The organism is Burkholderia sp. MSMB1826, assembly GCF_001526325.1.
Taxonomy (GTDB): domain Bacteria; phylum Pseudomonadota; class Gammaproteobacteria; order Burkholderiales; family Burkholderiaceae; genus Burkholderia.
The window spans coordinates 683,355-707,588 of the sequence record NZ_LOYN01000010.1 but is presented as its reverse complement, the minus strand read 5'-3'; the positions used below and the strand labels follow the sequence as shown (position 1 = coordinate 707,588).

The following is a 24,234-nucleotide window of genomic DNA, read 5'->3' as shown; positions in this document are numbered from 1 at the left end:
CCCGTGCGAACAACCTCTTGAGCTGCGCCCTGGGCAAACTTCGCGATTATCCCACAGCCGCCGGGCCGGCGGCGCCGGCGGGCGCGGGCGAGCGGGGCGGGGCTGGGCGCCGGGGGCGGCTGAATGCACGAAGGTTACGAAGGCCACGAAGGCCACCAAGCCTCCCAAGCCCACCAAGCCCACCAAGCCCACCAAGCCCACCAAGCCCACCAAGCCCACCAAGCCCACCAAGGCACGACACCCGATGCAAACCATTGCCGGCGCAACCGGGCGGCGGCTTCATCGCCCGTCCCGCGGACGATGAAGCCGCACCGTGCCGCCCGATCGCGCATCAGTCGAGCAGCGTCAGGATCTCGTCGTACAGCGCTTTCGGAATCCGCACGCCGTTCGCGGTGCTGCGCGCGCGGGCGTCGAAGCGCCGTTGCGACGGCAGCCGCGCGCCCTGCGCGACGATCGATTCGAACATCCGCTCGGCGCGCGCGAGCCCCGCGTCGAGATCGTCGCCGAGAAACACCTTCGGATCGAACGCGATCACGAGTTCGCCGTGGCAGGGCGTCGCGCCGACGCCTTCGTCGAAGTCCATCGATTCCCGGCTCGTCATGTCGCCGATCAGCGCGCCGCCGAGCAGTTCGACCATCGCCGCCAGCGCCGAGCCCTTGTGGCCGCCGAACGTGCGCATCGCGCCTTGCAGCGCGGCCTTCGGGTCGGTAGTCGGCTGGCCGTCCGCGTCGATCGCCCAGTGCGACGGAATCGCCTTGCCCTGTTTCGCGTGCAGCTCGATGTCGCCGCGCGCGATCGCGCTCGTCGCGAAATCGAACACGAACGGCTCGCCGAATGGCTCGCCGCCCGGGCGCGGCCACGCGAACGCGATCGGGTTGGTGCCGAATACGGGCTCGCGGCCGCCTTCCGGCGCGACCCAGCTATGGCTCGGGTTCATCGCGATGCCGACCAGCCCTTCGGCGGCGATCGCCTCGACCTCGGGCCACAGCGCGGAGAAGTGATAGCAGTGGTTGATCGCCATCGCGGCGATGCCGTGCTGCTTCGCCATCTCGACGAGTACCGGCAGGCCGGTCTCGAAGCTCAGCAGCGAGAAGCCGCGATGCGCGTCGACCGCGACGATCGACGACGACAGCCGGCGCAGCGTCGGCACGGCCTGCGGATCGACCTTGCCCTTCTTCAGCGAGCGCACGCACACGAGCAGCCGGTACACGCCGTGCGAGTGGCACTCGTCGCGCTGGCCCTGCGCGATCACGTTGGCGATGGCCCGCGCATGCGCGTCGGACATCCCGTTGTGCGTCAGCACGCGCAGCGCGAGCGCGTGGACTTCATCGAGCGACAGGACGACTTCGGCGGCGCGCTCAGACATGGTTCACCTCGCGCGGGGCGGGCACGCCGTCGATGCGTTGCGGCACGTGCAGCGGATTGCTGCTGCGGATCGCGTCGGGCAGCAGCGCGTCCGGCACGTCCTGGTACGACACGGGGCGCAGGAAGCGCTCGATCGCGCGTGCGCCGACCGACGTCGTGCGCGTGTCGGACGTCGCCGGGAACGGGCCGCCGTGCACCATCGCGTGGCCGACCTCGACACCCGTGCCGAAACCGTTGACGAGGATGCGGCCGGCCTTGCGTTCGAGCGTCGGGCGCAACGCGGCGAACAGCGCCGCGTCGCCGTCGGCGAGATGCGCGGCGATCGTCAACTGGCCTTCGAGCGATTTCAGCACGCGATGCAGCGTGTCGGCGTCCGGGCAGCGCACGATCAGCGACGCAGGGCCGAACACTTCGTCGCGCAATTCGCGATGCGCGACGAATGCGTCGGCGGACGTCGCGAACAGCGCCGCGCGGGCCTGGTGACGGCCGCCTTCCGCGCCTTCGGCGAGCAGCTCGACCGCATCGTGAGCGCGCAGCGCCGCGACGCCTTGCGCATAGCTCGCGTGGATATCGGGTGTCAGCATCGTTTGTGCGGCCGCCGCGCGCAGCGCATCGGCCGCCGCGGCTTCGAATGCGCGCAGCGCGGCGCCGTCGATCGCGAGTACGAGGCCCGGGTTCGTGCAGAACTGGCCGGCGCCGAGCGTGAGCGACGCGACGAACTGCGGTGCGATGGTGTCGTGACGGGCCTCGAGCGCGGCGGGACACAGCACCACCGGATTGATCGAGCTCATTTCCGCATAGACGGGGATCGGCTCGGCTCGCGCGGCCGCGATATGCATCAGCGCCACGCCGCCGCGGCGCGAGCCGGTGAAGCCGACCGCCTGGATGCGCGGATCGGCGACCAGCGCCTGGCCGATCTCGCGCGACGCGTCGAACAGCAGCGAGAACACGCCGGCCGGCATCCCGCATTCGCGCGCGGCCTGCTGGATCGCGCGGCCGACGAGCTCCGACGTGCCCGGATGCGCGGAATGCGCCTTGACGATCACCGGGCAGCCGGCCGCCAGCGCCGACGCCGTGTCGCCGCCGGCCACCGAGAACGCGAGCGGGAAGTTCGACGCGCCGAATACGGCCACGGGCCCGACCGCGACGTTGCGCAGGCGCAGGTCGACGCGCGGCAGCGGCTTGCGCTCCGGGCGCGCCGGGTCGATGCGTGCGTCGAGAAATCCGCCGTCGCGCACGAGCGACGCGAACAGCGCGAGCTGGCCGACCGTGCGGCCGCGTTCGCCTTCGATGCGCGCGCGCGGCAATCCCGTTTCGACGACGCAGCGCTCGATCAGGTCGTCGCCGAGCGCCATGATGTGGCGGCCGATCGCGTCGAGGAACGCGGCGCGCGCGTCGAGCGACGTTTCGCGATACGTGTCGAACGCATCGTCGGCGAGCGCGCACGCCGTTTCCAGGTCGTGCAGGCTCGCGCCGCCGAACGCCGGTTCGAGCGGTTCGCCGGTGGCGGCGGCAAGCGCATGGAAGGAGCCGTTCTGTCCGGCGACGGCCGATGGGCCGATCAGGAGCTGACCTGTGAGTTGCATGGTTTTCCTCGGGAAAAAGCGGGGCCGGGCGTGCTGCGCCCGACCGATGGAAGGGGAAAGGGCGCGGGCGCGTCAGTCCTCGTCGTCGTCGAGTTGCAGCTTGTCGGCGCGCACGCCGGTGCGAGCGCCCCAGTAGTAGATGACGAGCGCGACGGCCGCGACGACGGCCGTGTCGTACGGGTGCGCGAGCCGGCCCGTGCCGCCGAAGCCGCCGAGATACGACAGCACGATCATCGCCGCATAGAACGCGATCAGCCACGCGGACGAGCGCACCTGCTCGGCGAGGCTCAGGTGCGCGGTCGGCACCCAGCGGCGGCACGCGAGATAGATCGCGAACATCGCGATCTGCAGGCCGAGCAGCCAGGACACCGTGCTCCAGCCCGACCAGTAGACGATCAGCGCGGCGATCACGAACGACGCGGGGCCGGTGATGCCGAACGCGCTGGCGCGGAACGGCCGCGGCAGGTCGGGCGCGGTGCGGCGCAGCGCGGCGACCGACACGGGCGCGACCGCATAGCTGAGCACCAGCGCGGCCGACACGATGTTGATCAGCGCTTCCCACGACGGGAACGGCAGCGTCCAGAAGATCGCGAGGCCGAACGTGAGCCACAGGCCCGCGCGCGGGATGCCCGACGCTTCGTCGACGCGCGTGAACACCTTGAAGAACGTGCCTGTCTTCGCCCAGCCGTAGACGACGCGCGGCGTCGCGTTCATGTAGATGTTGCCGCAGCCGCTCGGCGAGATCATCGCGTCGGCGACGACCATCACCGCGAGCCAGCCGACGCCGAGCGCGAGGGCGATGTCGCGGTACGGCAGCGAGAATGCCTTGCTCACGTCGTGCCAGCCGGCGGCGAGCATCGCCGTCGGGATGCTGCCGATGAACGCGAGTTGCAGCAGCACGTAGATCAGCGTCGACAGCAGGATCGACAGGATCAGCGCGATCGGGATCGTGCGCTGCGGATTGCGCACTTCGCTCGCGACCGACACGATCGGCGTGAGCCCGAGATACGCGAAGATGATGCCGCCGGCCGACACGGCCATCTCGATGCCCGGCATGCCGAACGGCGCGAAGCCGTGCACGGTCAGGTTCGCGGGCTTGAAGAACGCGAACAGCACCGCGATCACCGACAGCGGCACGATGAACTTGAAGAGGCTGATGACGTTGTTCGCCTTCGCGAACGTCTTCACGCTCGAATAGTTCAGGTAAAAGAAGAAGCACAGCAGCGCGGCCTGCACGAGCCAGCCGAGCGTGGTCGGGTCGCTCGACCCGACGACCGTCAGGCCCGGAAACCACGCGGCCGCGTACTGGCGTGCGGCGACGACTTCGATCGCGATCAGGCTCGAGAAGGCGATCAGCGTGATGAAGCCCATCAGGTAGCCGAGCAGCGGGCCGTGCGAGAACACCGGGTAGCGCACCACGCCGCCGGCGCGCGGCAGCGCGGCGCCGAGTTCGCAGTAGACGATGCCGAGCAGCAGCACCGCGAAGCCGCCGAGCAGCCACGAAAAGATGCCGGCCGGGCCCGCGATCGTCGACACGTGACTCGCGGCGAACAGCCACCCCGAGCCGAAAATGGCGCCGAGACCGATGAACGTGAGATCGGTCAGCGACAACTGTTTCTTGAACTTGCCGTGACCCGCGCCGGGATGCGCGGAACGGGAAAGCGGGACAGACGGATGGGCATTGCCTTGGCCTGGCATGAGCGTGTCTCCTGGGAATGTCGGTGCAGGCGCGCGTGGCGCGCGCTCCGACGGAGCAGCGCACACGCCTGCCGGCCGGCGTCGCCCGGTTCGAACGACCGGGGCGGGCCGCGGCCCGTTCACGCGCGGCGCGGGCGGGCGCCGGGGCGTGCGGACCCGCGGGCCATGCCGGACCGCGGACGGCGACGCACCGGGCAAACCCGCGCGCCGCCGCAGGGGCGTCGATCAGAGACCGACGTCGGGCAGCGCAGGGCGCGTGTCGAGCGCCTTCGCGACGATGGCCTTCACTTCCGCGAGCGTGTCGCCTTGCAGCGCGAGGCGCGGCGGACGCGTGACCGCGCTGCCGCGGCCGACCAGTTCCTCGCACAGCTTGATGCACTGCACGAGATCCGGGCGCGCGTCGAGGTGCAGCAGCGGCATGAACCAGCGATACAGCGCGAGCGCTTCGTCGAAGCGCTTTTGCTTCGCGAGGCGGAACAGCGTCTCGCCTTCCTTCGGGAACGCATTCGACATGCCCGACACCCAGCCTTCGGCGCCGACCGCGATGCTCTCGACCACGACGTCGTCGAGGCCCGCGAACAGCACGAAGCGATCGCCGACCGCATTGCGCAGGTCGATGAAGCGGCGCGTATCGCCCGACGAATCCTTGAAGCAGACGATGTTCTCGCAATCCTGCAGCGCGATCAGCACGTCGGGCGTGACGTCGTTCTTGTAGATCGGCGGGTTGTTGTAGACCATCACCGGCAGGTCGGTGCTCGTCGCGACCGCCCGGAAGTGCGCGGCGGTTTCGTGCGGCTTCGCCGAGTACACGAGCGCGGGCATCACCATCACGCCGTCGACGCCGACGCGCTGCGCTTCGCGCACCGTATTGCGCGCGAATTCGGTCGTGAATTCGGCGATGCCGGCGATCACCGGAATCTTGCCGCCGGCCGCGTCGCGTGCGGCTTCGATGACCTGGAGCTTCTCGCTCGTCGACAGCGACGTGTTCTCGCCGACCGTGCCGCAGACCACGAGGCCCGACACGCCGTCGTTCACCAGGTTCTTGACCACGCGGTGCGTGGCGTCGATGTCGAGGGAAAAGTCCGGCTTGAACTGGGTGCTGACGGCCGGGAAAACCCCGGTCCACTGAATGGCTTTGCGGCTCACTGAAATCTCCTACGTTCGTATCGGTCGGCCGACGGTGTGTCGGTGTGGCAACCAGTATCGCCGCGCAAACGCCCATCACGCTTGAGTCGTATCGCGGAGCAAAATGACGAAATCGGCACAGCGGCCGGCGGGGGCGCGAAGGGCGTCTCGCACTATGCCGATTTCGTCGTCGTCCTCATCGAAAAGCCACAAGCGGACGGACGCGCGACGGAGGAAGCTATGCTCCTTTCCCCACTTCGGACAGCTCATGATGAAGCGCATCCAGATCATCGATTCGCACACGGGCGGCGAACCCACTCGGCTCGTCGTGTCCGGTTTTCCGTCGCTCGGCAACGGCACGATGGCCGAGCGACGCGACGTGCTCGCGCGCGAGCACGACCGTTACCGCACCGCGTGCATTCTCGAGCCGCGCGGCAGCGACGTGCTGGTCGGCGCGCTGCTGTGCGAGCCGGTAGCGGCCGACGCGGCAGCCGGCGTGATCTTCTTCAACAATAGCGGCTATCTCGGGATGTGCGGGCACGGCACGATCGGCGTCGTGCGCACGCTGCATCACATGGGACGCATCGCGCCCGGCGTGCACCGGATCGAGACGCCGGTCGGCACCGTCGAGGCGACGCTGCACGACGACCTGTCGGTCAGCGTGCGCAACGTGCCCGCGTATCGCCACGCGCAGGGCGTCGAAGTCGACGTGCCGGGATACGGCCCCGTGAAGGGCGACGTCGCGTGGGGCGGCAACTGGTTCTTCCTGATCAGCGACCACGGGCAGCGCGTCGCCGGCGACAACGTCGCGGCGCTCACCGCGTATGCGTCGGCCGTGCGCGAAGGGCTCGAACGCGCGGACATCACCGGCGCGAACGGCGGCGAGATCGATCACATCGAGTTGTTCGCCGACGATCCCCGGCACGACAGCCGCAGCTTCGTGCTGTGCCCGGGCCTTGCCTACGACCGTTCGCCGTGCGGCACCGGCACGAGCGCGAAGCTCGCGTGCCTCGCGGCCGACGGCAAACTCGCGCCGGGCGCCGTGTGGCGGCAGGCGAGCGTGATCGGCAGCGTGTTCCACGCGAGCTACGAGCTGGCCGACGGCGGCATCGTGCCGACGATTCGCGGCAGCGCGCACCTGAGTGCGGAAGCGACGCTGCTGATCGACGAAGACGATCCGTTCGGCTGGGGCATCGGGTCGTGAGCGAAACGAAGACCGACGTCGTCGTGATCGGCGCCGGCATCGTCGGCGCGGCGTGCGCGCACGAGCTCGCGCAGCGCGGGCTGCGCGTGCTCGTCGTCGACGACGCGAGCGGCGGCGCGACCGGCGCGGGCATGGGGCACCTCGTCGCGATGGACGACAATGCGGCCGAACTCGCGCTGAGCCATTACTCGATCGAACTGTGGCGCGCGTTGAGCGGCGAGATGCCCGACGGCTGCGCATACCGCAACTGCGGCACGCTGTGGCTCGCGGCCGATGCGCACGAGATGGATCTCGCGCGCGCGAAGCAGGCGACGCTCGCCGCGCACGGCGTGGCCGGCGCGCTGATCGACGCGGCGGCGCTCGCGGAACTGGAGCCGATGCTGCGCGCGGGCCTCGGCGGCGCGCTGAAGATTCCGGGCGACGCGATCCTTTATGCGCCCGTCACCGCGAACTGGCTGCTGCAGCGCGCGCCGCGCGTCACGCTGCGCCGCGAGCGGGCCGTCGCGGTCGATGGCCCGAGCGTGACGCTCGCGAGCGGCGACGTGCTGCGCGCGGAGCGTGTGGTCGTCGCGAACGGCGTGGCGGCGCGCACGCTGCTGCCCGAATTGCCGCTGCGCCCGAAAAAGGGCCATCTGCTGATTACCGACCGCTATCCGGGCAAGGTATCGCACCAACTCGTCGAGCTGGGCTATGCGGCGAGCGCGCATGCGAGCGACGGCACGTCGGTCGCATTCAACGTGCAGCCGCGGCCGACCGGGCAGTTGCTGATCGGCTCGTCGCGCCAGTTCGACACCGAGGATGCGCAGGTCGAGCCGCCCGTGCTCGCGCGCATGCTGCGCCGCGCGGCCGGCTACCTGCCGGATCTGGCCGACCTGAACGGCATCCGCGCATGGACGGGTTTTCGCTCCGCGAGCCCCGACGGCCTGCCGCTGCTCGGCGAGCACCCGGCGCGGCCGGGCGTATGGCTCGCGGTCGGGCACGAAGGGCTCGGCGTGACGACCGCGCCGGGCAGTGCGCGGCTCGTCGCCGCGCTGATGGCCGGCGAGCGGCCGCCCATCGATATCGAACCGTATTTGCCGGGACGCTTCCTGACCGCGTCCCCCGTAGCCGGAGCGCTGACATGAAACGACCCCCACGCGCACTTCGTTCGCCGTTGGCCGGAGTGGGCGCTTCGGCGCTTACTCCGGTCCCATGCAAGGCGCCCCCCACGGAGGCGGTCCGCCTCGTTGGAACGGTCCGGCGGAGGCTGACATGATCATTCATCTGGACGGCCGCGCGCTGACGGTGGCCGACGGTGCGACCGTCGCGGCCGCCGTCGCGGCGAGCGGCGACGACACGACGCGTGTGTCGTGCACGGGCGCGGCGCGAGCGCCGTTTTGCGGGATGGGCATTTGCCAGGAATGCCGGATGACGATCGACGGCCGGCGCCGGCTGGCGTGCCAGACGCTGTGCCGCGACGGCATGCAGGTGGAGCGCACGCGATGAAACAGGAACGATTGAGCGTCGACGTCGCGATCGTCGGCGCGGGGCCGGCCGGGCTGTCGGCCGCGCGGGCCGCCGCGCGCAGCGGCGCGACCGTCGCGATCGTCGACGACAACCCGCGGGCGGGCGGGCAGATCTGGCGGCAGCCGACCGCGGCCGCACCGACGCGTGCCGCGGCCGAACGCCTCGCCATCCTGAGGCAGCCGAACGTCACGCATCTCGCGGCGACGCGCATCGTCGCCGAAACGCAGCCGGGTACGCTGCTGCTCGAGGACGACGAGCGCGGGCTGCTACTCGATTTCCGGACGCTGATTCTCTGCTGCGGCGCCCGCGAGCTGCTGCTGCCGTTCCCGGGCTGGACGCTGCCCGGCGTGACCGGCGCAGGCGGCTTGCAGGCGCTGATCAAGTACGGGCTCGACGTGCGCGGGCAGCGCACGGTGATCGCGGGCAGCGGGCCGCTGCTGCTGGCGAGCGCGGCGACGGCCCGGCAGGCCGGCGCACGCGTGTCGCACGTGCTCGAACAGGCCGCATGGAGCGACGTGGCCGGCTTCGGCGCGGGGCTGTGGCGCTGGCCGTCGAAGCTCGCGCAGGCCGCGAAGCTCGTCACGTCGGCGTATCGGCCCGCTGCGCACGTCGTCGAGGCCTTCGGCGACGTGCGGCTCGAACGCGTGCGGATTCGCCAGGGCGATCGCGAATTCGACGTCGACTGCGACCGGCTCGCGTGCGGCTTCGGCCTCGTGCCGAACACCGTGCTGCCACGCCATCTCGGCTGCCAGATCGAGAACGGCGCCGTGGCGGTCGACGCGCATCAGCGTACGAGCCGCGACGGGTATTTCGCGGCGGGCGAATGCACGGGCGTCGGCGGCAGCGAACTGGCAATGGTCGAAGGCGAAATCGCGGGCTACGCGGCGACCGGGCAGACCGCACAACTGGCCGAGCTTGTCGCACGGCGCGCGCACTGGCAGGCGTTCGCGGATGCCGTCCGCGAGCGCTTCGCGATCCGGGAGTCGATCCGCCGGCTCGCGCGGCCCGACACGCTGCTGTGTCGTTGCGAGGACGTGCGGTTCGACGCGGTCGCACGGGAGCCGGGCTGGACGGCCGCCAAACTGCAGTCGCGTTGCGGGATGGGCGCGTGCCAGGGCCGCGTGTGCGGCGCGGCCGCGCAGGCACTGTTCGGCTGGGCGCCGCCGGCGCCGCGCACGCCGCTCGTGCCCGCGCGGGTCGGTACGCTGATGCTCGACGGCACGGGGTCCTGCGACGGCGCATGACGCGCGCGGACTTGCGAATACGCGAGTGCGCCGGCCGGACACGGTACCGAGGCGGCAAGCCGCCGCCATTTCATCGGCCGACCGCGTGTGTGGCGAGGTGCTGGCGGATCAGCGACAGGTAACGATCGCCGACCGAGAAATCGCGGGCCGCACGCGGCCGGGCCGGAGCCGGCCGCAGCGTGGCCGGCGCGCTCATGCCCAGATACCGGCACACGGCGGACGGAAAGGGCTTGCGCGTATGCCCGAGCTGACGCGCCGCGCGCTCGACGCGGGCATCGCCGACCTGGGCACGAAGCCACGCCAGCACTTGGCGATCGGTGTCGTTGACGATACGGACCAGATGTTCCATCGCGCACCTCACTGTTCATAAATACAGTACTGTAAATATAACCAGTAGTTGCGGTAATCGCAAGCGGTGGCGCGTCGACTGGCCGTTCGGCCAGGGTCAGCGCGCCGGTGCGGCGGTGCGCGCGATCCGCGCGTCGGGCGCGGCCGAGGCGGCACGGCCGGTATAGCGCGCGTCGGTCAGCGTGCCGAGGAACGCGACGATGTCGTCGATTTCCGCGTCGGTCAGCGCGGGCGGCATGCCGGGCCGGCGGTTCATCGGCGTCGAGTTGACGTTGATGTTGCCGCGATAGGCGGCCGGCACGTCGTCGAACGTCCTGGCGCCGTGATACCAGAAGCCGGGATCGGTCGAGCGCGTGTTGTAGAACGCGACCGCGTCGCGCAGCGTCGTGAACACGCCGTTGTGCATGAACGTCTGCTTGACCGCGACGTTGCGCAGCCCGGGCGTGCGCAGGTAGCCGCACCATTGCGTCGGTTCGGGCCAGCGCAGCCGCCGCGCGGTGTCGCACAGCCCGTTGTCGAAATGGCGCGGATCGCGGTTCGCCGGCAGCGCGCGGTTGCGCGGCACCGCGATCGCGTCGTAGCCGAAATCGGTGAAGAGCGAGCGTTCCGGGCGGCTCGACGTATCCGACAGCGTATGGCAGGTCATGCAATTGCCCTTGTCCGGATTCCGGAACAGCGCGAGGCCGCGCATCTCGGCCGGCGCGAGCGGCGTGCGCGTGCGCAGGAACGCGTCGAAGCGCGACGTGAACGGCGCCATTTCGTCGCTCTGCAGATAGGCTTCGACGGCTGCGCCCAGCGCGCGCACCAGTTGCTCGGGATCGCGCCGTACCGGCGCGCCGAAGCGCGCGGCGAGATCGGGCGCGAGTTCGGTTGCATCGACCTTGCGCAGCAGCGCGGCCGGCGACCGGTTGTTCATCTCGTTCGGATCGAACAGCGGCCCGCGGATCTGCTCGGCGAGCGTATCCGCGCGACCGTCGCTGAACAGGCCGCCGAACGGCGACGGAGCAGGCGCATCGTCGTCCTGGTAGAAGTGGCGGCGCGGCACGTAGCGCACGTACAGCAGCGACGGCGCATTGCGCCGGCTGAAGCGCCCGGGCCGGCTGCCTTCCGGCACGCCGGGCCCCGCGAGCGATGCGGCCGACAGCGTCGGCGCGAACGCGCGGCCCGGATCGTGGCAGCCCGCGCACGACATGCCGCGCGGCTCGGACAGCCGCGGATCGAAGAAGATCCGGCGGCCGAGCGCGACGAGCGTCGGGTCGGGCGCGAAGCGGGCGGTGGCCGCGTCGATCTTGCTCGTCACCTGCGGCGTGCCGTTGCCGATCGTGTCGACGACGCGCGAAGGCGGCGCGCCAGGAAGCAGGACCGTTTCGGCCGGCGCGGCGTGGGCCGCGAGCGTCAGGCCGGCGAGCACGGTCGCGGCAAGCATGTGCAGCGTCTGCCGGCCGCGCCAGCCATGGCCGTCGCATCGAACTGCTTCCGTCACGGCGCGATGAACCCCGTCTTGTCGCAGGCGAGCGTCGTGCCCGACTGGTTGCACGACGCGAGCCGCTTGCCGGCCGCCGAATACGCATGGAACACCCAGCCCGTTGCCGGTGCCGGGTTGCGCTCCATGATCAGGAAACCGAAGCTGTTGTTGTGCGAAAGCCGCTCGATCACGGCGCCCGGCGCGGGCGTCAGGCCGGCCGGGAATGGGTCGGGCAGCGCGACGTCGAGGTTGTCGCCGCCGTTGCCGGAGACGATCGTCGCGGGGTGCCCGGACGAGAAGTTGATCGCCTGGAAATCGTGCACGTGGCCGTGCAGCGCGACGTGCACGCCCGGCGGGTAGTACGCCTGCGCGTTGAGGCTCGACATCACCGACTGCAGCGCGAGGTTGCCCGGCGCCGGCGTGCTGCCGGCGATCGGCGCGAACGCGAGGATCGGATGATGGTTCGTGAAGATCGTCGTCGTCATGCCGGGCTTCGACGCGAGCGAGGCGACCGTCTGGAACTGCTTCTGGTAGATGCCGAACTGCGCGTCCGTCGTCTTCAGCGGGGTGCGGCCGACCTTCGCGGTGTCGAACACGATCACCTGCGAGCCGCCGCCGAGCGACACCGCATAGGGTTCCGAATAGTTCGCGTTGTTGTCGTTGGCCGGATCGTCGCACGAACGTGCGGCCGAATACGGGCGCGGGTCGAGGAAGCGGAACCAGCCCTGGCCCGCGCGCGCGCATTCCTCGTGATTGCCGCGCACGACCACCCACGGCGCCTTCGCGAGCAACGGCGCGGCCGGGCGGAACAGGTCGGCTTGCCACGTATCCCAACCATAGCCCCACGGGCTGTCCTTGCAGCCGGCGATGTCCGGCGGGCACGCGTTCTCGCGATAGTGGTAGTCGCCGACGTGCAGCACGAGATCGGGCGCCAGCTTCGCGACGCTGGCCGCGATCGTGTCGAGCGGCCAGACCGCGGCGTCGTTGCACGCTTGCCATGCGTTGTCGGCCTTCTTCATCCGGCAGCCCGTGTCGGCGATGATCGCGATGCGCTGCGGCTGCGCTTTCGGCAGCGGCAGCGTGCGGCCCGCGACGCTGGCCGCCTGCGCGCCGGCCGGCAACGTCGCCTCGCAGACGGACACCGGGAAGCTCGACGGTTTCGAATCGGCCGGGTCGCTGGCGGTCGGCCGCTGGGCGACGGTCGCGGCGCCCGCGCGCAGCGCCATGCGCGACAGCTTGCCGTCGACGGTCAGTTGCGGGCACGGCGAATCGCCGGCCGACGCGGGCGTGTAGTTCGTGACGACGCGCGCGATGGCCTGGTTCGCATCGCCGATCTCGACCCATGCGGCCTGGACGTTGACCGACGCGCTGGCCGGATCGTCCGGCGTATCGATGTGATTCGAGCACGCGGACAACGCGGCGAGGGCAACAAGAGGAGCGCAGCGCACGAGCAGCGCACGCGTGATGAGTCGTCGCATGGGAGGAGAAGGCGCCGTAGGAAAGTCGTCAACGATACGCAGCGCGAATGTAAGAAATGTGAAAAGCGGGGCGTGACGGGGCGCACAAGGACCGGCCTTGACCTCAAGCCGGCTTGAAGTAGCACAGTCCGGTTCGTCATCAATGAATCGGAAGGGGATCGACGATGGAAGCCAACCGGCCCAACGAAGCGCAATCGGCGCTATGGAACGGTCCGTCGGGGCGCGCATGGGTCGATGCGCAGGCGTCGCTGGACCGGATGTTCGAGCCGTTCGAAGCGCTGCTGGCGGATGCCGCGGCAGCGTCGTCGGCCAGTCGCGTGCTCGATGTCGGTTGCGGCACGGGCGCGGTCACGCTCGCGATCGCGCGGCGGCTCGGCGCGAACGCGCAGTGCACGGGCATCGATATTTCGGCGCGGATGATCGACGCCGCCCGGGCGCGCGCCGAACGCTGCGGCCTGCGCGCCCGCTTCGTGTGCGCGGACGGGCAGACGCATGCGTTCGAGCCGGCGAGCGTCGACCTGATCGTGTCGCGCCTCGGCGTGATGTTCTTCGACGACCCGGTGCGGGCGTTCGCGAACCTGCGGCGGGCGGCGCGCCCGGGTGCGCAGATGCGGTTCGTCGCGTGGCGTGGCGCGGCCGACAATCCGTTCATGACGACGGCCGAGCGGGCGGCCGCGCCGCTGCTGCCGAATCTGCCCGTGCGGCAGCCCGGTGCACCGGGGCAGTTCGCATTCGGCGACCGGCAGCGGATCGCATCGGTGCTGTCGGACAGCGGCTGGGCCGACGTCGCGATCGAGCCGGTCGACCGGGCGTGCGTGCTGCCGGAGCCTGCGCTGGACGACTACATTGCCCGGCTGGGCCCGGTAGGCCTCGCATTGCTGGAGACGGACGAAGCGACGCGGCGGTGCGTGATCGACACGATGCGCGCGGCGTTCGAGCCGTACGTGCATGGCGCCGAGGTGCGTTTCGATGCGGCGTGCTGGCTCGTGACGGCGCGCGCGCCGAGCGCATGATGTGTCGCATGAAAGGAGCGGATCAGGGAGTGGTTGGCCATCCGCTGGCCCCGCGCGTGACCGTGCCCGCGTGACGCAGCGGATGGCGCGGCGCGCGGCCGTCAGCGTTTCCGCGCGCGCAGCATCAGCCACGCGCAGCCGCCGGCGACCAACGCGAGTCCGAGCAGGACGGCCTCGGCGCCGAGCGCGAAACCGGGCGGCATTTCGCCGCTGTTCGGTACCGGCGACAGGTTGCCGCTCATCGCGACTGCGCCGCCGCCGAGCAGCGCCGCGCAGACGATCCAGTAGACCTTGCCGAGCGGCGCCGCGGCGCGGATCCGCCACAGCGCGATGCCGGCGCCGCCGAGGTACAGCACGGCGAGCGTGCCGAGTGCGATGACGTCGACGGCGCGGCTTTGCAGCAACCCGCTCACTCGGCCTCCGTCGCGTGCCCCGGCGCGCGGCTCAGCAGGTGCGTGCGTGTGTCCGCGGCGAGCGACACGTAGCGTTCGTACTGGCGCAGCACGTCGGCGATCACTTCGTCGCCGCGCAGGTATTCGACGTCGTAGCCGAGCCGGCCATCCTCGAAGAACGTGACGATCCCGTACACGTGCGCCCGCGCGGCTTCCGGCTCGGCCGCCTCGCGCATCAGGAACGCGGCCGCGGATTTCGCGGTGACGCGCACGCCATACACGAAATCGCGGTGTTCGGCGGTCGGCACGGTGAGCCGCACCGCATCGTCGCCGTCGCGCTGCACGTGCGCATCGACGCCGCTTGCGCGCAGCTCGTCGGCGACCTTGCGCAGCGCGGGCTCGACCGTCTCGGCGACGAACTGGCGCGCCTCGGCCTCGGTCGTCTGCCGCAGGATGTGCGTCAGGCGATGGCGCCAGTGCTGGCCGGTCCAGAAGCTCGCCGCAGGCGCGATGTCCTGCGAATAGTGCGCACGGTCGGCCGCGAGCCCGCGCCACAGCCCGTAGCACAGCGCGAGCATGATGAGGGCGACCGGCAGCGCCGCGATCAGCGTCATCGCCTGCAACGCGCCGAGCCCGCCCGCGACGAGCAGCACCGCGGCCGTCACGCCGAGCAGCGCGGCCCAGAACAGCCGCTGCCAGACCGGCGAATGCGCGTTGCCGCGCGTCGCGATCTGGTCGATCACGAACGCGCCCGAATCGGCGGACGTGACGAAGAACACCGCGATCAGCACGATCGCGACGATCGACAGCAGTTGCGGAAACGGCAGGAAATCGAAGAAGCGGAACAGCAGCGCATCGACGTTGGTCGCCGTCTGCGCGAGCGCGCCGGCCGCGCCGTGCGTGTCGAGCCAGATCGCGCTGTTGCCGAACACGGTCATCCACACGAGGTTGAACGCGGTCGGCACGAGCAGCACGCCGATCACGAACTGGCGGATCGTACGGCCGCGCGAGATGCGCGCGATGAACATGCCGACGAACGGCGACCACGACACCCACCACGCCCAGTAGAGAATCGTCCAGCCGCCGAACCAGCCTTCCTCCCGCGGCGGCGCGTAGGCGTACGTACGGAACGACAGGTCGACGAGGCTCGACAGGTACTGGCCGATGTTGTCGCCGAGCGCGCGCAGCAGGAATGCGGTCGGGCCTGCGACCACCACGAAGGCGAGCAGCAGGAACGCGAGCAGCAGGTTCAGCTCGGACAGCCGGCGCACGCCCTTGTCGAGGCCGGTCGCGGCCGACACGCCCGCGAGGATCACGACCACCGCGACGAGCCCGATGCGGAACAGGTTGCCGCCCGTGTCCCACCCGGCGGCCGTATGCAGGCCCGCGCTCAGTTGCATCACGCCGTAGCCGAGGGTTGTCGCGATCCCGGCGACCGTGCCGACGAGCGCGAACGCGTCGACCGTGTGACCGACCCAGCCGTCGATGCGCTCGCGCAGCACCGGATACAGCCCCGAGCGCAGCGTGAGCGGCAGGTTGTAGCGGAAGCCGAAGTACGCGAGCACGAGCCCCATCAGCCCGTAGATCGCCCACGCGTGGAAGCCCCAGTGGAAGAACGTCATCAGCATCGCTTCGCGCGCGGCGGCAGGCGTGCCGGGATCGACGGTCGGCGGCTTCAGGAAATGCTGCATCGGCTCGCCGACACCGAAGTACATCAGCCCGATGCCCATGCCGGCCGCGAACAGCATCGCCGTCCACGACACGAAGCTGAATTCGGGTTCGGCGTCGTCGGGGCCGAGCCGGATATTGCCGAAGTCGCTGGCGGCGATCAGCACGAGAAACACGAGGAAGCCGGTGACGGCGAGCACGTAGAACCAGTCGAACCGTGCGATGACCCATTGCTGGCCGGCGGAGAACAGTGCGCCGGCTTCGCTCGGGTGCAGTGCGCACACGACGAGTAGCGCGCCGATGACGGCGAGCGCGGGCAGGACGACCTGCGGCTTGAATGTCGTGCGGGGCGAGGGACGGGAATCCGGCATGGCGGGCATCCAGTTGTGGGCGCAACGAAGCGCGACGCCGCCCGGCGCGCACGTCGCGCGTCGGACCCTGATACGGCGTGCGTCGAGTGTACCGCGGTGTCAGGACTGCAAGAAGGGGTATGCAGAAGGATGAACCTGACGGATTGTAAGGTATCGCGGCCATCGAGAAAACCCGCGCGATGCGCGCGGCGGGCCGGCGAGGCGGGGAACGCGCCGCGACGAACGCGTATCGGGCGCCCGGACGGCGCGCGCGGCAAGCGCATCGTCCGGGCCGGAGACGGCGCGCGGAAGGCGCCGCCGGACGGGCTCAGAACGTGACGGCGATCCCGGCCATGCCGACGAACTGGCCGTGCGTCGTCGACGGCGTGAGCTGCTGCGAATCGCCGACGATCGGCGCCGCGTCGACGATGTGGCCGGCGCCTTGCGCGCCGAGCGTCCGCCCGCTCGAATGCGTGTACGCCTGCAGCGCGTAGAGCGTCGTGCGTTTCGACAGGCTGTACGACTCCTTCAGCGAATACTGCTGATAGCGGGCCGCGTTCGCGACGCCGTTCGCCTTCGACGCGAGCGTATACGCGAATGCGCCGGCCACCGAGAACGTCGGCGTGAAGCGGTACGCGGCAAGCGCGCCGTAGGTGTTGAACACGGCCGTGTCGGTGAAGGTCGAGCCGTTGCCGGGCAGATACTTCACGTTCGAATAGTTGAGCCCCAGCGTCAGGTCGCCGAGCGTGTAGTTGCCGGCCGCCGCGACCTGCTCGACGGCTTTCGCGGTGAGGTAGCCTTGATTCAGCACGGATACCGCGAAGCTGCCCGACGATGCGGTGGCCGGATTCAGGAAGCCCGCCGACGAGCCCGAGCTGTTGATCCGCAGGTAACCGGCCGCGATCCCGACCGGCCCGTTCGCATAGCGCAGCGCGGCGCTGAACGTGTTGCCCTTGCCGGTCGCGCCGGCAATGCCGCCGAATGCGTACATCGCGCTCGCGCTCAGCCCGGCGAAGGTCGGCGACGTATAGGTGACCGAGTTGTTCACGCGAATCGTCGTGTCGAGGCCGTCGATGTCGCCCGGATGCGCGCCGGTGGCGCCCGTCAGCCAGCTGCTCGACGCGTACGGGCCGACGAACAGAAAGTAGGGCGTGTACTGGCGGCCGGCCGTGACCGTGCCGTAGCGAACGTTGCGCAGGCCGACGAACGCCTGGCGATTGAACAGCGTGCCGGCGGCGGCCTGCGCGCCCGTATTCAGGTTGAAGCCGGCCTGCAGGTCGAAGATCGCGTGCGTGCCGCCGCCGAGATCCTCGTCGCCGCGCAGCCCGAACTTCGACGCATACAGGTTGCCGTCGCGCATGTAGACGTTCGAGTGTCCCTGCTGGTTGTTCACGTACGCGAGCGAATCGTCGACGACGCCGTACAGCGTGACGCTGCTCTGCGCGTGGGCGGCGGTCGTGCCGAGCGACGCGGCCGATAAAATCAGGATTGCATAACGGTTGGCGGATGCTTTCATTGTCGATCTCCGGGTCTCTTCATCTTTTCAAGGGGCGGGAGGTTGAATGCCTCCTCTGTGGCAGGGGGCGGGCCGCGCGAACGGCCCGCCCGATCGGGTTTGCTTCGGCTTTCGTGTTCGGTGGTTCAGTGGTCGAACGCGACGACGAGGCGACGCCACGCACCGTCCCGCGCCTCCTGCTCGACCCGCGCACCGCGCATGGCAACCGGGCCTTGCAGCGACGCGGGCAGCAGGATCTCGACGCGATCGGCCGGGCGCGCCGGGCGGCCGTCCCAGCGGACCGACACGCCGAGCACGCCCGACGCCTCGCGGCCGGTCTCGATGCGCCACAGGCCGTATTCGCCGTCTCGCCATGCTTCCGTCTCGCCGTCGTCCTCGACGCATTCGCCGTACGCGACGCCGTCCTCGATCCGCGGTGCGACGAGGAAGCCGCGCGTATCGGCGCGCGCACCGAAATGCTGTTCCGCGACGTTCATCGGCAGCACGCGGCCTTCGCGCAGCAGCGTCACCGGCGTGTCGAGCGGCGCGGGCAGCGTCACGCTCGCGCCGCCGTCGAACGACTGCGCGCTCGCACAGCACGTCCAGCGTGCGCCCGCCGGCAGGTAAACCGTGCGCTCGGTCAGACCGGGATCGACGACCGGCGCGACCAGCAGCGAGTCGCCGAGCATCATGTCGTCGCATGCGTCGTAGCAGCGCGCATCGCCGGGGAAATCGGCGAAGGTCGGCCGCAGCACGGGCTCGTAGCGCGTGGTCGACAGCCACAGCAGGTGATAGAGGTACGGCAGCAGCCGGTAGCGCTGCTTGATCAGCGACGCGATCTGCGCGGTGATCTCCGGGTACATCCACGGTTCGTTGACGGTGCCGTCGTCGTTCCACGAATGAATGCTGAAGCGCGGCATGAAGATGCCGAACTGCACCCAGCGCAGCAGCAGCTCGGGCGACGGCGCGGGGCCGGAGAAGCCGCCGATGTCGTGGCCGATGTTCGACACGCCCGACAGCGCGAGCCCGAGGCCCATCTTCAGGTTGTAGCGCAGCGTTTCCCAGGACGTGAAGTTGTCGCCGGACCACGTCTGCACGTAGCGCTGCATGCCGGCGCCGCCGGAGCGCGACACGAGGAACGGCCGGCGCGCCGGCGCATGCGCGCGCTGCGCATCGCGCGACGCGCGCATCATCAGCATCGTCTGGAGCACCTTGGCTTCGCGTGCCGGAAACGGCTGGCCGAAGCCGTGCGCGATCGCGTCGGGCGACCAGATCTCGTATTCGTTGTTGTCGTTCCAGGTCGACTCGATTCCGTATTCCAGCAGCGCCGACGTGACCTGCTCCTGCCACCATCGATAGGTGTCCGGCTGCGTGAAGTCGAGATACGCGCCGACTTCGTCCCAGAACTGCACCCATGCGGGTTCGCCGGACGCCGAGCGGATCAGCAGAGCGCGCTGCGCGGCTTCTTCGAAGGCGGGATGGTCGCGCAGCAGGCACGGCTTGATGTTCGCGCACAGGCGGATGCCGTGGTCGCGATAGTGCTGCACGAAACCCTTCGCGTCGGGAAACTTGTCGCGGTTCCAGTTGAACACGTAGCGCTTCGCGCCGATCGACGTATAGCCCGACGACAGGTGGAACGAATCGCACAGGATGTCGTGCGCGTCGCACTGCTCGACGAACTGGTTCATCTGCTGCTGGGCGTCCGGCGCGTCGGTGTAGCTCATCGTCGAGCCCGAATAGCCGAGCCCCCATTTCGGCGTGCGCGCGGGGCGCCCGGTCAGCCACGTGAAGCGCCGCGCGGCCGCGAGCGGCGTATCGGGCGACGCGATGAAGTAGTAGTCGAGATCGCCGTGCTCGGCGACGAAATAGCGATAGGGCCCGTGATAGTTGTCGAGCTCGCGGCCCATGTCGAACGAGCAGTCGGACAGCGTGTCGTAGAACAGCCCGAACCCCTGGCACGCATCGGGCGACCACGTGATGTAGAACGGGATGTGCTTGTACAGCGGGTCGGTATGCTTCGCGCTGTAGCCCATCGCGTCGATGTTGCGCATCTCGAAGCGTGCGCCCGTGCGATCGAGTTCGCCTGCGCGTTCGCCGAGGCCGAATACCTTGTCGCCGCGCGCGCGGGCGACGTAGTGATACGCGCGCTCGTCCCACCAGCCGAAGTTGTACGCCTGCGTCGGGCGGTCGGCGAGTGCGACGCGCCATGCGCCGTCCGCGCCGCGCATCGACCACGTGCAATGGCCGCCTTGCCGGCGCACCGTGAGCCGGACCTGCGCGGTTTCGATGCGCATGCCGTCGTCGTCTTCCACGAAGTCGTAGTGGGGCAGCGCGAAGCCGCTCAGGTCGAGGCGGTCGCGCCCGTCGAGCGGCACGTCGTCGAGACCGGGCGCGATCGTCCACGTGCGCGGGTTGCGCGCCGTCGCGTCGGGGAGCACGCGCACGCGCACGATATCGTCCTCGAGCACGAAGATTTCGAGAGTCGCGCCCGTATCGGAGGCGAGCAGCACGTGGTTCGCGTGGTGACTGGCGACGCGGAACACGGGCGGATGAAGAAGCGAAGTCATGAATGCGATTTCCTGGTGAAAACGGATGTCACGCGTGCTGCGCGAGCAGGCGTTCCTGCTTCGACTGCCCGCGGATCAGCACCGCGAGCAGCGTGACGCCGACGATGTCGAACAGGCCGAGGCACGCGAACAGCGGCGCATAGCCGATCTTGTCCGCGAGCGCGCCGACCAGCAGCGAGAAGCCGAGGCCGCCGATCCACGCGGCCATCCCGGCGAAGCCGCTCGCGGTGCCGACTTCCTCGGGATCGAACACGTCGGCCGACAGCGTGTTGACGAGCGCCGAGATCATCTGGTGCGCGAAGCCGCCGACGCAGAACAGCGCAATCGCCGTGTACGGCGACGACACGAGACCGATCATCGCGGGCCCGAGCATCAGCACCGCGCCGAGCGCGACGCCGGCGACGCGCGACCACACGAGCGGCAGCCTGAAGCGATTGGCGAGATACGGCGACAGATAGCCGCCCGCGATGCCGCCTGCGTCGGCCGCGAGAAACGGCATCCACGCGAACACCGCGATCTGCGTGAGCGGCATGTGGCGCTCGGTCGCGAGGTACAGCGGAATCCAGAAGCTGAAGGTCTGCCACGCGGGTTCCGCGAAGAAGCGCGGCAGCGCGATCGCCCAGAAGCGGCGCGCGGTGACGACGTCGCGGATGCGGCGCTTCGACACGGGCGGCATCGTGGCCTGGCCGTCGCGGATCAGCGTGCGCTCCTGCGGCGTGATGCGCGGATGATCGGCCGGGGACCGGTACTGCGTGTACCAGAGGGCGGCCCACACGAATCCGAGCGCGCCGGTGACCATGAACGCGGCCTGCCAGCCGAACCGCATCGACAGGAACACGACGAGCGGCGGCGCGATCGCGGCGCCGAGCGACGTGCCCGCGTTGAAGTAGCCGACCGCGACCGATTTCTCGCGATCGGGAAACCATTCGGCGACGGCCTTCATCCCGGACGGAATCGCGGCGGCCTCGAACAGGCCCAGAAAGCCGCGCAGGATGCCGAGCGACAGCCAGCCGGACGCGAAGCCGTGCGCGACGCCGACCACCGACCACAGCATCGCGAACAGCGCGAAACCGAGCCGCAGCCCGATCAGGTCGACGATGAACCCGCATACCGGTTGCATGATCGTGTAACCGATCTGGAAGGCGCCGACGATGTACGAGTACTGCTGCGTCGAGATCGCGAACACCTGCTTGAGCTCGGGCGCGAGCACCGCGAGGGAATTCCGTGCGAGGTAGTTGAGGATCGTGCCGAGACACACGAGCACGATGATCCACCAGCGCAACGCCTTGACTGTCTTCACTGCTGTCTCCTGTCAGGGAGGGCGGGCGCGCGGCGCCTGCCCGGTCCGTGAGGGCCATCCGTCCGGATGGCTTGTTTCGTTTTGTTCGTACGATGTCCGATCTTGATGCGCGCCGGTTTTACCGGTTTATATCGAAATCACGGTGTTCGAGCGAACATTCGGTCGTCTTCGAGCTGCAATGTTATCTGACGACTGATCATTTTCGAACATCCTATGTTCGAATGCGAATCCGGTCAACGTGAATCTGCATTCGAACGAACGTACTCGGGTTTTCCCGATGAACGGTCGCGACCGGGCGAGCGGCAGCGCAGGCGGTTGCCCGTCGAAGGCCCGTGCGGCGGCCCGGACGATCGTCCGGACGGTCGACGCACGCCGGGTGGGGCGTGACAACCCTGATGAAAATTTATTTCTTTTCGGAAGACGGATTGTGTAAATTGATTTTCATCGAACCTTGCAACAACCCTTCGCATGACGCCTCTCATTCCGCCCGATGTCAGTCACGACGAACCCGCGATCGCCGAGCGGATCGCGTCGGCGATGCCGTTGATGACGCCGATTCACCGGCGCATGGGCGAATTCGTGCTCGCGAACCCGTTTCGCGCGGCGACGATGCGGATCGACGAGCTCGCGCAGGCGGTGAATGCGTCGATCGCGACCGCGAACCGCTTCGCGAAGGCGCTCGGCTTCGACGGCTATCCGGCGATGCGCGCGGCGCTCGTACGCGGCTTCGAGGCCACGCTCGGGCCGGTCGAACGGCTGCGTTCCGCGCAGGAGCAGGAATCCGGCGTGCGCGGCGCGGTCTGGATCGACGCGGTGTTCGACCAGGCTGCCGCCAACATCGAGAACACGCGTGCGCAACTGGACGCCGCCGATGTCGAGGCGGCGGTCGAGGCGATCGTCGGCGCGCGGCGCGTGCTGATTCTCGGCGCCGGGTCGAGCGCGTTTCTGGCCGGATTGATGGAGCACGGACTGTCCGTCTGCCATGACAGCGTGCAATCGCTCGCGCTGCTCGGCGGGCCGTCGCATGCGGCGCGACGCCTGTACACGGCCGATTCGCGCGATCTCGTGATCGCGCTCGCGTTTCCGCGCTACGTGAAGGACACGATCGAGCTGGCCCGTCGTGCGGCGGCGCGCGGCGCGCGCGTGCTCGGCATCTCCGACGGCCCGCAATCGCCGCTCGCGCCGCTCGCGTCGCTGAACCTGTACGTCAAGGCCGAGCGGCGTTTCGCGGCCACGTCGGAAGCCGCCGTGCTGACGATGATCGAGGCGCTGATCGACGCGGTCGCGCTGCGCACGCACCGGTCCGCGAAATCCGCCGCCGAGATGACCGAATTCCTGCTGCCGTGGCTCGTGCAGCCGCAAGCGGCGTTGCCGGCCGCCAACCCTTCTTTCCCCCGTCCGAAAAAATCATGACTTCATCCGCGATCGTCGCGATTCACGGCGGCGCAGGCACGATCCTGCGCGAAGCGATGGACACCGACACCGAACGTCGGTACCGCGCCGAACTCACCGCGATCCTGCAGGCCGCGCAACGGGTGCTGGCCGACGGCGGCAGCGCGCTCGACGCCGTCACCGTCGCGGTGCGGATGCTCGAGGATTGCCCGCTGTTCAACGCCGGGCGCGGCGCCGTCTATACGGCGGAAGGCAAGCACGAACTCGATGCGGCGGTCATGGACGGCGCGACGCTCGGCGCCGGCGCGATCTGCTGCGCGACCCGCGTGCGCAATCCGGTGCTCGCCGCGCGGCGCGTGATGGAGGCGAGCGAGCACGTGCTGTTCGCCGGCGCGGGCGCCGATGCGTTCGCGGCCGCGCAGGGGCTCGAACTCGCCGAGCCCGGCTACTTCGACACCGAGGCGCGGCATGCGCAGTGGGTGAAGGCGCGCGCGGCGGCCGGCGCGATGCTCGACCACGATGCGGCGACGTTCGTGTTCGGCCAGTCGCAGCAACAGACGCAGCCGGCCGAGCCGCTCGATCCGGACCGCAAGCACGGCACGGTCGGCGCGGTCGCGTGCGACCTGAACGGCCACATCGCGGCGGCGACGTCGACGGGCGGCATCACGAACAAGCAGCCGGGGCGCGTCGGCGATTCGCCGATCATCGGCGCGGGCTGCTATGCGGACGACGCGACCTGCGCGGTATCGTCGACGGGCACCGGCGAGATGTTCATGCGGCTCGCGACGGCCTACGACGTCGCCGCGCAGATCGCGTATCGCGGCGCGTCGCTCGCCGATGCCGCGCACGACGTCGTGATGAACAAGCTGCCGCGCCTCGCGGGCCGCGGCGGGATCATCGCGGTCGACGCACGGGGCAACGTCGCGATGCCGTTCAACACCGAAGGGATGTACCGCGGCTACGCGCGCGTCGGTGAAGCGCCGGTCGTCGGCATCTACCGCGACGACGCGGCGTGATCGCGGATCGCACGAGGAGAGA

Annotated in this window: 19 protein-coding genes; 7 read left to right on the top strand and 12 right to left on the bottom strand. The window is 69.7% G+C overall.

The features are described from left to right. Positions 1–331: 331 nt before the first annotated feature. The 4 genes from WS95_RS05130 to WS95_RS05115 all read right to left on the bottom strand — a co-directional run bounded on the left by WS95_RS05130 (position 332) and on the right by WS95_RS05115 (position 5,795). A complete protein-coding gene (locus WS95_RS05130) occupies positions 332–1,366 on the bottom strand; it encodes an Ldh family oxidoreductase (RefSeq protein ID WP_059822612.1) in 1,035 nt (344 codons plus the stop codon). Further along, a complete protein-coding gene (locus tag WS95_RS05125) occupies positions 1,359–2,951 on the bottom strand; it encodes an aldehyde dehydrogenase (NADP(+)) (RefSeq protein WP_059822609.1) in 1,593 nt (530 codons plus the stop codon). The genes WS95_RS05130 and WS95_RS05125 overlap by 8 nt, the downstream gene beginning before the upstream one ends. Positions 2,952–3,023: 72 nt before the next feature. Continuing rightward, on the bottom strand, positions 3,024–4,649 hold the full coding sequence (locus WS95_RS05120) for an APC family permease (protein WP_059822607.1): 1,626 nt from the start codon (positions 4,647–4,649) through the stop codon (positions 3,024–3,026). Positions 4,650–4,874: 225 nt separating this feature from the next. Then, positions 4,875–5,795 carry a dihydrodipicolinate synthase family protein gene (locus WS95_RS05115; protein WP_034205027.1) on the bottom strand — a complete coding sequence of 307 codons (921 nt, stop codon included), beginning with the start codon at positions 5,793–5,795 and terminating at the stop codon, positions 4,875–4,877. Between the two features lie 250 nt (positions 5,796–6,045). Here WS95_RS05115 and WS95_RS05110 point away from each other — a divergent pair, with 250 nt between their 5' ends. The 4 genes from WS95_RS05110 to WS95_RS05095 all read left to right on the top strand — a co-directional run bounded on the left by WS95_RS05110 (position 6,046) and on the right by WS95_RS05095 (position 9,728). After that, positions 6,046–6,978, top strand: coding sequence for a 4-hydroxyproline epimerase (locus tag WS95_RS05110; RefSeq protein WP_059822814.1), 933 nt, complete (start codon positions 6,046–6,048; stop codon positions 6,976–6,978). Continuing rightward, the gene (locus WS95_RS05105) at positions 6,975–8,102 is read left to right on the top strand and encodes an NAD(P)/FAD-dependent oxidoreductase (RefSeq protein WP_059822605.1); all 1,128 of its coding nucleotides are present in this window, start codon (positions 6,975–6,977) and stop codon (positions 8,100–8,102) included. The genes WS95_RS05110 and WS95_RS05105 overlap by 4 nt, the downstream gene beginning before the upstream one ends. A gap of 127 nt (positions 8,103–8,229) precedes the next feature. Next, positions 8,230–8,463: a 2Fe-2S iron-sulfur cluster-binding protein gene (locus WS95_RS05100; RefSeq protein ID WP_012338331.1), complete on the top strand. Its 234-nt coding sequence runs from the start codon at positions 8,230–8,232 to the stop codon at positions 8,461–8,463. Further along, the gene (locus tag WS95_RS05095) at positions 8,460–9,728 is read left to right on the top strand and encodes an NAD(P)/FAD-dependent oxidoreductase (RefSeq protein ID WP_059822603.1); all 1,269 of its coding nucleotides are present in this window, start codon (positions 8,460–8,462) and stop codon (positions 9,726–9,728) included. The genes WS95_RS05100 and WS95_RS05095 overlap by 4 nt, the downstream gene beginning before the upstream one ends. A 70-nt stretch (positions 9,729–9,798) precedes the next feature. On the opposite strand, the gene WS95_RS05090 is transcribed toward WS95_RS05095, so the two are convergent. From WS95_RS05090 to WS95_RS05080, 3 genes are all read right to left on the bottom strand, one after another. Further along, complete coding sequence (locus tag WS95_RS05090) at positions 9,799–10,077, bottom strand: hypothetical protein (RefSeq protein ID WP_059783792.1); 279 nt, start codon at positions 10,075–10,077, stop codon at positions 9,799–9,801. Between the two features lie 96 nt (positions 10,078–10,173). Next, entirely contained in the window at positions 10,174–11,502 is a 1,329-nt protein-coding gene (locus WS95_RS05085; protein ID WP_082746855.1) for a cytochrome-c peroxidase, read from the bottom strand. 53 nt (positions 11,503–11,555) lie between these two features. After that, positions 11,556–13,019: a metallophosphoesterase family protein gene (locus tag WS95_RS05080; RefSeq protein WP_059822600.1), complete on the bottom strand. Its 1,464-nt coding sequence runs from the start codon at positions 13,017–13,019 to the stop codon at positions 11,556–11,558. Between the two features lie 164 nt (positions 13,020–13,183). On the opposite strand from WS95_RS05080, the gene WS95_RS05075 reads away from it, so the two are divergent. Beyond that, positions 13,184–14,032 (top strand): class I SAM-dependent methyltransferase, encoded by an 849-nt coding sequence (locus tag WS95_RS05075; RefSeq protein WP_059783786.1) that lies wholly within the window; start codon positions 13,184–13,186, stop codon positions 14,030–14,032. A gap of 101 nt (positions 14,033–14,133) precedes the next feature. Here the strand turns inward: WS95_RS05075 and WS95_RS05070 are convergent, their stop codons facing one another. The 5 genes from WS95_RS05070 to WS95_RS05050 form a co-directional block, all read right to left on the bottom strand. Continuing rightward, positions 14,134–14,445, bottom strand: a complete 312-nt coding sequence (locus WS95_RS05070) for a hypothetical protein (RefSeq protein WP_059783784.1) — start codon at positions 14,443–14,445, stop codon at positions 14,134–14,136. Beyond that, positions 14,442–16,463 carry a BCCT family transporter gene (locus tag WS95_RS05065; protein ID WP_059783782.1) on the bottom strand — a complete coding sequence of 674 codons (2,022 nt, stop codon included), beginning with the start codon at positions 16,461–16,463 and terminating at the stop codon, positions 14,442–14,444. The genes WS95_RS05070 and WS95_RS05065 overlap by 4 nt, the downstream gene beginning before the upstream one ends. Before the next feature lie 307 nt (positions 16,464–16,770). Next, a complete protein-coding gene (locus tag WS95_RS05060; RefSeq protein ID WP_059783780.1) occupies positions 16,771–17,958 on the bottom strand; it encodes a porin in 1,188 nt (395 codons plus the stop codon). 125 nt (positions 17,959–18,083) lie between these two features. Then, positions 18,084–20,504 carry a glycoside hydrolase family 31 protein gene (locus tag WS95_RS05055; protein ID WP_059822598.1) on the bottom strand — a complete coding sequence of 807 codons (2,421 nt, stop codon included), beginning with the start codon at positions 20,502–20,504 and terminating at the stop codon, positions 18,084–18,086. A 28-nt stretch (positions 20,505–20,532) separates the two neighbouring features. Beyond that, entirely contained in the window at positions 20,533–21,804 is a 1,272-nt protein-coding gene (locus WS95_RS05050; RefSeq protein WP_059783776.1) for an MFS transporter, read from the bottom strand. A 468-nt stretch (positions 21,805–22,272) separates the two neighbouring features. Here WS95_RS05050 and WS95_RS05045 point away from each other — a divergent pair, with 468 nt between their 5' ends. Continuing rightward, positions 22,273–23,217: a MurR/RpiR family transcriptional regulator gene (locus tag WS95_RS05045; protein WP_034205015.1), complete on the top strand. Its 945-nt coding sequence runs from the start codon at positions 22,273–22,275 to the stop codon at positions 23,215–23,217. Then, positions 23,214–24,212 carry an isoaspartyl peptidase/L-asparaginase family protein gene (locus WS95_RS05040; RefSeq protein ID WP_059783772.1) on the top strand — a complete coding sequence of 333 codons (999 nt, stop codon included), beginning with the start codon at positions 23,214–23,216 and terminating at the stop codon, positions 24,210–24,212. Before WS95_RS05045 ends, WS95_RS05040 begins: the two co-directional genes overlap by 4 nt. Positions 24,213–24,234 lie beyond the last annotated feature (22 nt).